1 protein-coding gene is annotated in these 670 nt (G+C 27.9%); it reads left to right on the forward strand.

Annotation, left to right across the window (positions count from 1 at the left end; all coding sequences use genetic code 11):
• Positions 1-17 precede the first annotated feature (17 nt).
• Positions 18-512 carry a hypothetical protein gene (locus FGM02_RS17570; protein ID WP_139959882.1) on the forward strand — a complete coding sequence of 165 codons (495 nt, stop codon included), beginning with the start codon at positions 18-20 and terminating at the stop codon, positions 510-512.
• Positions 513-670: the final 158 nt, after the last annotated feature.

Raw genomic sequence — 670 nt, forward strand, 5'->3', positions numbered from 1 at the left:
ATAATATCTATGGATATTTGGCTTATAAGCCTTATTCAGTTGACGATACTTTTTGGGAGTTTTCTGAAATGCCTGAAAATTCAAAAATGCCATTAAGTTTTAGAGCAGATGCTGCATTTAGAGTTAGTAGTTTTGATATTTACAAATATGATATAACAATAAAGAATATTGAAAAACCTGAACAAGAGATTCAATCCCTTTTAAAAATAATTGACGGAAAAGTAAAAAGTATAATAAAGGAAAATATAACCGTTGAAGGCTTTTTAAACACTTTAGAAAAGGAGAATAATAATCCTGTCGGAATTATAACCTGTTTAATGGAACTTGAACAATATGAAAAAGTATTAAGCAAAATTGAAGTTTATAAGAAAAATGGTGTTCATTCTGGTTATAGTTTTGGGAGTACAGATTTCTTTGATTTTGTAGAAAATATTTGTAATAAAAAGTTGAACATTGGGAATAGTGTATTTATGAAAATTGGAAACCAAATAAATAAGATATTTAAGAATTGAAAAAAACACTACTGCCAACACCGCATAAAGTTAATGTGGGTTTTTATGGTTTGCCCAAAGTTCTGTGTCTTTTTATTGTGTCACTTATACTTATTTAGTTATTTTTAGGTCGACTAAGATAAAAACAAAAAATAAGTATAAGCTCAGTGCTAGGCCGA

The organism is Flavicella sediminum (genome assembly GCF_006381105.1).
GTDB lineage: Bacteria > Bacteroidota > Bacteroidia > Flavobacteriales > Flavobacteriaceae > Flavicella > Flavicella sediminum.